General features: G+C 53.9%; 4 protein-coding genes and 1 tRNA gene. 4 read left to right on the top strand and 1 reads right to left on the bottom strand.

Annotation, left to right across the window (positions count from 1 at the left end):
* Nucleotides 1-218: 218 nt before the first annotated feature.
* Both OSC10802_RS0112455 and OSC10802_RS0112450 read left to right on the top strand, forming a co-directional pair.
* On the top strand, nt 219-1,232 hold the full coding sequence (locus OSC10802_RS0112455; protein ID WP_017717099.1) for a glycosyltransferase family 2 protein: 1,014 nt from the start codon (nt 219-221) through the stop codon (nt 1,230-1,232).
* Between the two features lie 381 nt (nt 1,233-1,613).
* Nucleotides 1,614-2,906: an MFS transporter gene (locus OSC10802_RS0112450; RefSeq protein ID WP_017717098.1), complete on the top strand. Its 1,293-nt coding sequence runs from the start codon at nt 1,614-1,616 to the stop codon at nt 2,904-2,906.
* Between the two features lie 66 nt (nt 2,907-2,972).
* On the opposite strand, the gene OSC10802_RS0112445 is transcribed toward OSC10802_RS0112450, so the two are convergent.
* Nucleotides 2,973-3,046 (bottom strand) — tRNA-Arg (locus tag OSC10802_RS0112445).
* Between the two features lie 72 nt (nt 3,047-3,118).
* Here OSC10802_RS0112445 and moaC point away from each other — a divergent pair.
* Nucleotides 3,119-3,637, top strand: a complete 519-nt coding sequence (gene moaC, locus OSC10802_RS0112440; RefSeq protein WP_017717097.1) for a cyclic pyranopterin monophosphate synthase MoaC — start codon at nt 3,119-3,121, stop codon at nt 3,635-3,637.
* A gap of 461 nt (nt 3,638-4,098) precedes the next feature.
* A partial coding sequence (locus OSC10802_RS39940) for an Ig-like domain-containing protein (protein ID WP_044170107.1) occupies nt 4,099-6,593 on the top strand: 2,495 nt, incomplete at its 3' end.

Below are 6,593 nucleotides of genomic sequence, written 5' to 3'. Positions count from 1 at the left end.
TATCCGAAAGAATGGCTTTTACAAAACCCGGAATCCCAGTTTTGTATATATGCTTTCTTCCGGAAGTTAGAAATGTGTACCATTGGTACACAAAATAAACCGGTTAGTTGTCAATAGCTGGGGGTGCCAGCCCAATGCTCCATGTCCAAATTTCCCTGTCCCGGTTTGCCGGTCATACTGATGCTTGAAAATATACTATCAATCTCAACCTGGGATCGATGAACATTTCCTTATTTTCTGAAACACCGGCAGCCCCAAGCGCCAAGGCACAAGCCATCCCTGACGTGTCAGCGGTGGTGCCAATTTACAACGAAGTGGAAAGCTTGCCCCAGCTGATTGAGACAATCGCCACCACCCTAACGGAAAACCAGCTGAGCTACGAAATCATCTGCGTCGATGATGGCTCCAAGGATGGCTCAGCCGAATTGCTAAAACAACTAGCGCGCACCCGCTCAGATTTGCGAGCGGTGCTGCTGCGCCGCAACTATGGCCAAACTGCCGCGATGGCAGCCGGTTTTAACCACGCTCGGGGGCGGGCAATTGTCACCTTGGATGGCGACTTGCAAAATGACCCAGCGGACATCCCGCTGCTCGTGGCCAAGTTAGACGAAGGCTATGACCTCGTGAGTGGCTGGCGCAAAAACCGGCAGGATGCCAAACTCACCCGCCTGCTGCCTTCCAAAATCGCCAACATGCTGATTGGGCGAGTCACCGGCGTGCCATTGCACGACTACGGCTGCTCCATGAAAGCCTACCGGTCTGAGCTGGTATCGGACATGAACCTTTACGGCGAGTTGCACCGGTTTTTGCCGGCGCTGGCTTATATTGAAGGGGCGAGAATAGCCGAGATGCCCGTGCGCCACCACCCCCGCCGGTACGGTCGCAGCAAATATGGCTTGGGCCGCACCTTCCGGGTGCTGATGGACTTGCTCACCATTTTCTTCCTGAAAAAGTTCCTCACCCGCCCGATGCACGTTTTCGGGCTTTTTGGCCTGATTTCTATGATATTGGGGACGCTGTTAGGGCTCTATCTCACCTTTCTGAAACTGGGGTTAGGCCAGAGTATTGGCAACCGGCCTTTGCTGATTTTGGCGGTGCTGCTGCTCGTCACCGGCGTGCAGCTGTTCAGCTTTGGACTGATGGCGGAACTGCTGATGCGCACCTATCACGAGTCCCAGGGACGCCCCATCTATCGCGTCCGAGAGGTGGTTGAGCCTGCTGCTGAGCAGTAGGGATTGCGATTAAGCTATTGCGCATTTAATTTATCCGATCCATCTCTATCCCTCGTGCCCAGGATTTGCCTGCTAACAAGCCTCGGTCGGCTATGCCTCCTTTTTTCAATAAGCATATTAAAAGCGTAACAGCTTAACGCACCCCCATCCAGTTTGAGTACTTAGTGTATTATATCTGTAGTATAAAGCTGGCATGCTGAATGTCGGACCTGCCGGCTTCACATTTTCCCGATCCCCAGACGCTAATTTGTTAACATGGCTTAACAAATTAAGCTGCGGCACACTAGGAAGGGAGAAGGCACCGGCTGTGCCGGCAGCCCGCTCCCCCTGCGAAGCCGCTAGGCTAGCGGGATAAAATCTTTTGATAATAAACTCAGAGCTTTGAAAGTCTTTAGCACACTCGAACCGAACCAGCGACGCAGCCTGGTGATTTTATTTGCCGCCGGCTTGCTGTTCTGGTGCAACATCGCTTCGTTGCTGCCAACGGTGCCCCTCTATGTCCAGCATGTGGGCGGGACAAAGCAACAAATTGGCTTAGTGATGGGGGCGTTTGCCCTGGGACTGCTGCCGTCCCGGCCTTGGTTGGGGCCACTGGCAGACCGGCAGGGGCGGAAGATAGTGTTGCTGTTGGGTGCCGGTGTGGCGGCGACAGCACCGCTCGGCTACCTGGTTGTGACATCCATTCCCGGGCTGATAGCCATCCGGGCGTTCCACGGCATCAGCGTTGCTGCTTTTACCACCGGCTACAGCGCCCTAGTCACCGATTTGTCCCCACCGCGCCAGCGGGGGGAAATCATTGGCTACATGAGCCTCAGCAATCCCATTGGTGTGGCCATCGGGCCGGCAGTTGGGGGATTTTTGCAGGAGTCAGCCGGCTACCCGCCGCTGTTTCTGATGGCGGCGAGTCTGGGAGCGCTGGCGCTACTCTGTGTAAACCAGGTGAGGGAACCGGGCACTTATGCAGCCGGCAGACCAGAGAGACAGAACGCCGCCAAAGAGGCAAGCGCTGCAAGCAGCGGTGGGCTTCCCTCCAGTTCCCCAGAGAGGGAAAAGTTCTGGCAGCTGTTGTGGAGCCCTCGCCTGCGGATTCCCACGCTCGTGATGCTGGCGGTCGGTCTGGTATTTGGCACGCTCAGTACCTACATGCCGCTGTTTATCAAAGAAACCGGGGTCAATTTAAATGCCGGTCTGTTCTACACCGCTGCTGCCGTGGCCAGTTTTAGCGCGCGACTATTCACCGGTCGGGCGTCAGACCGCTACGGTCGGGGGCTGCCGATCGCCTGCAGTCTAGTTTGCTACACTGCGGCGATGCTGGCCCTGTGGGGGTCTAACAGTCCCGCTGCCTTTTTGCTTGCCGCCTGGCTGGAAGGTTCTGCGTCCGGTACGCTGATCCCAACGATCGTGGCCCTAGTCGCTGACCGCTGCGGCCCGCAACAGCGAGGCCGGTTTTTCTCCCTGTGCGTGGGCGGGTTTGACTTGGGGCTGGCGCTTGCCGGCCCCATCTTGGGGGCGATTGCCGAGGTCACCGGCTACAGGAATATGTTTGCCATTGCTGCCGGTTTGGCATTGTTGGCACTCATCCTCTTCATCACCCAGTCCAGCAAAGACTTGGCCCACTCCCTGAGGTTCGCCACAGGTCGCGGCAAAGATATCTATGCCTTCGACAAGTCGTGAAAGATCGAAAGTGCCCAGTGTTGGGTTGGGTAAAATTCCCCACTCAACACTGGGCACTCTGTGAAACGGGCTAGGAGGGATTCGAACCCCCGACACCGTGGTCCGTAGCCACGTGCTCTAGTCCACTGAGCTACAAGCCCTGGTTGGAGCTGCCAGCGCGATTTGCTGTCTTCCGCTCACAGAAATTTATAGTAGCACAGCCGAAAGAAAAAATGCAAGAACTTTTTTCAAATTCTTCAAATTTGCCGGCGGAGGGTGGCTTGACCCACCTGGACGCAGCAGGCGAAGCCCGCATGGTGGACGTTTCCGCAAAGCTGGCCACTCACCGGCACGCTGTAGCAGCCGGTCTTGTGCGGATGTCCGAGGCCACTTTCGAGGCCATCCAAGCCGGTAACGCCCCCAAAGGGGATGTTTTGGGAACGGCAAGGATTGCCGGCATCATGGCCGCCAAGCAGACGGCCCAGCTGATTCCCCTGTGCCATCCCTTACCCCTGCACAAAGTAGAGGTGCGGCTGTTGGCTGACCCGCGACTTCCAGGATATCAGATCGAAGCGGAAGTTGTCACCAAGGCAGAAACCGGCGTGGAAATGGAAGCGCTGACAGCGGTTTCTGTGGCGGCGCTCACCCTCTACGACATGGCCAAAGCCCTAGACAAGTCCATCGAGATTGAATCGATTCGGCTGTTGAGCAAGACCGGCGGCAAGTCTGGGGATTACCGGCGTCAGGAATAGCTGGGGCGGGGTTTTAAGCGGGGGAGTACGGGAGCTCGATCGCGGGGGAAAGGTTACAGGGATGTGGTTCGGCTTGATTCACGCCCCAAGCAAGCAAACCAAAAAACCTGCCCCTGCAAGGAGTAAGGGCTTTAATTTCCGCAGTCCTAGAAAGCCCTACTTTTGCCCAGTCTTTCAAAAACCCTTGATTCTATCACTGTCTGGTTCTTGAGCCCAGACAAACTCTTTACACTTCCCAAGTTTTTCACAAACATTAACAAACCCTGAAGTGAGAGAAATTCACCGGCACTAAAACCCGTAAAATAAATTAACATAAATTCCCAACAAAAGCTGAGAAAAGGTGTTATAGTAAAAAAAGTTGAGCCACAAAAAGGCAAGCAGAACTAGCAGGTGTCGGGTGAGGGCTGCTAAAAGCCAAACCCACCGGCATCATCAAGTGAGGAGTCAGGGGTAGATTTGAGATGGAACCAAACACTGGGGAAAATTTGTTGGCCTTCCCGTCAGGCGGGACCGGGGAGCTAGAGATTGGCACTCAATGGATTCCATCGGGAGCTGAGAGCGATTCCAGCAATTTATTGAACTTCCCTGAAACCGATGAGGGGGCTTTCTTCTTGCCCCAGTTCAGAGATCCCTCACTCCCCCAGTACCTGCTGCCCCCTCTACTAACTATCGGTCTAGATTTACTGTCATCCAGCGACAGCGGTGCCAGCAACACCGACAATATAACCAATGACAGTACGCCCACGTTTAGGATAGACGCCTTGACGGGAACGCTGGCGCTAGTGGCGAAAGTGCGGCTGTATGCAGACGGGCAATTGGTAGGAGAAACCACAAGCAGCAATCCCAGAGAAATTACCTCAATTCCCCTGACAGATGGCCCACATATTATAGTAGCGAGGGCCTTAAATGTTGCGGGCAGTGTGCTGGCGTCCTCCGCACCACTAACTGTTACAATTGACACGGCAGCACCCTCTCTCTCCTTAACAGCGCCGATTGCCGGTTGGGCGCACAGTTCCACAGCGCGGCTGATTGGTTCAGCCGGCGATACCGGTGGGGGAGTTCCCAATGTTCAATACTCCTTAGATGGCGGTAGTTCATCCCCAGTGCCTGTGAGTGCAGCGGGACAGTTTGACGCCGCGATTGCTGCTAATGGGTTAGGGCTAGGCGACCACAATATTGGGGTGATTGCAACTGACACAGCCGGCAACCAGGCTTCACAGTCTGTGGATTTCTCAGTCACAGAAAACTTTTTAATCCGCAAACAAGGCAGCACCGGCTGGGCGGCAGAAACCGCCAACTCTATTATACTGCATGAGCGAGACAGTTGGCTGACAGAAACAGCAATTCCTATACAATTAGGCCATACTTTGGGCTCTCGCACCCTGGAATTTGAACTAGACGCTCAATTTGACACGACAGACAAAACATCCCTGACTGAAGATAGATTTCAGGTTTGGCTGGTGGATACGGCATCGCCTCACTCAACACTTTTAGACGGACAGACTCCCGGAAAAGTTCTATTCTCTCTTGCGGGGAATCAGGCGGAGTTTACTCCAGGACTGGTGCGCTATAATGGGTCAAGGGTAAGCATTGACTTGACGGGTTTGCAAGAGATTCCCACCGGCTTTCTGCTGCTGCGAATCATTAACGGCGACACCGATACCGGCAGTGCCGTCTCAGTGAATAATTTGACAGATACGACAGATCCGGAAGGGGTTGCTAGCCCAATTTTTCCTGTACAGGAGAAGAAGGCTACAATAGGACCGGCACTGAATATAAGCAACCTCACTCAAACTCAGGCGCTGGAGGTGAATTTGAGCGATGTGCGCCTGAATTCAGCCACCGGCTTATATACAGCTTCTTTGCAAGTAATCAATAATAGACCGGCTGCGAGTCGCAATGTAGCTGTCAGTTTCGCTAACCTGCCGGCGGGGGTAGAATTGCAAAATGCCTCTGGCGTTGATGCCGCCGGCAAGCCTTATATTAACCTGCGCAATGCGATTAAACCCGGGGGGGTAAATGCGGGGGAAACTTCCGCGCCGGTTGAGGTAATCTTCAGCAATCCTAACTTTTCCGTAGTGCCGGTTATCACTTCGGTTTTTGTGGGGGAACCCAATACTGCACCCAACTTAAATCCTGTGGGGGCGCTAACTGTTAAACCGGGAGAACGCCTGGAAATTCCCCTCAGTGCAACAGACGAAAATGGAGATAGAGTTATCTACTCAATTCGGTCAGACAGCCGACTTCCCAAAGGCAAAATTACAGGCAATGGACAGCTAGTTTTCACGCCGGCACCCGATGATGTTGGCACCTATAATTTCACCCTAGTCGCCAGTGACGGGGCGCTAGAGACTCCCCAAGAAGTTACTTTAACTGTCGCAGCAGACCCAGTGACGAGTACGCGGGTTTCTGGGATTATTGAAAATACGGCACAAGAACCGCTTGCCGGTGTTATTATAGAACTGGGGTCTTTGCAAACTGTCACCGCAGCAGATGGCTCATTTATACTAGAAACTCCGGGGGCGTTACCTGACAGCACCCTCAAAGTTCGGGGCGAGGGAATTAGCGGGAATGTGACCTATCCGTTCATTGCAGAGAAGTTGCCACTGCTATTAGAACACGAAGTTTACACAGGGGTCAACAATGTCATCAGCCGGCCTATTTATTTGCCGCCAATTGACACGGCGAATGCCGAAACAATTGAGCCGGCGGCGGATGTCACGGTAACAACTTCTAATATACCGGGGGCGTCTGTATTTGTGGCGGCGGGTTCTTTGAAAAACCAGCAGGTAAATCCCTATACAGGACAGCTTAGCATAACTGAAGTGCCGGCGGAATTAACACCGGCTGCTTTGCCATCTAACTTGCATCCCGATGTAGTGGTGACGATTCAGCCAGGAGAAATGGTATTCACAACACCGGCTCCTCTGTCGCTTCCCAATCGGGCGGGATATGC

The sequence above is a fragment of the Kamptonema formosum PCC 10802 genome (genome assembly GCF_000332335.1).
GTDB lineage: Bacteria > Cyanobacteriota > Cyanobacteriia > Cyanobacteriales > Oscillatoriaceae > Oscillatoria.
This window is presented reverse-complemented; position numbering and strand designations above follow the sequence as displayed.

Excerpts from the sequence above, each read along its gene's own strand:
- OSC10802_RS0112455 (WP_017717099.1), top strand. The coding sequence starts at position 219 with ATGAACATTTCCTTATTTTCTGAAACACCGGCAGCCCCAAGCGCCAAG.
- moaC (WP_017717097.1), top strand. The coding sequence starts at position 3,119 with ATGCAAGAACTTTTTTCAAATTCTTCAAATTTGCCGGCGGAGGGTGGC.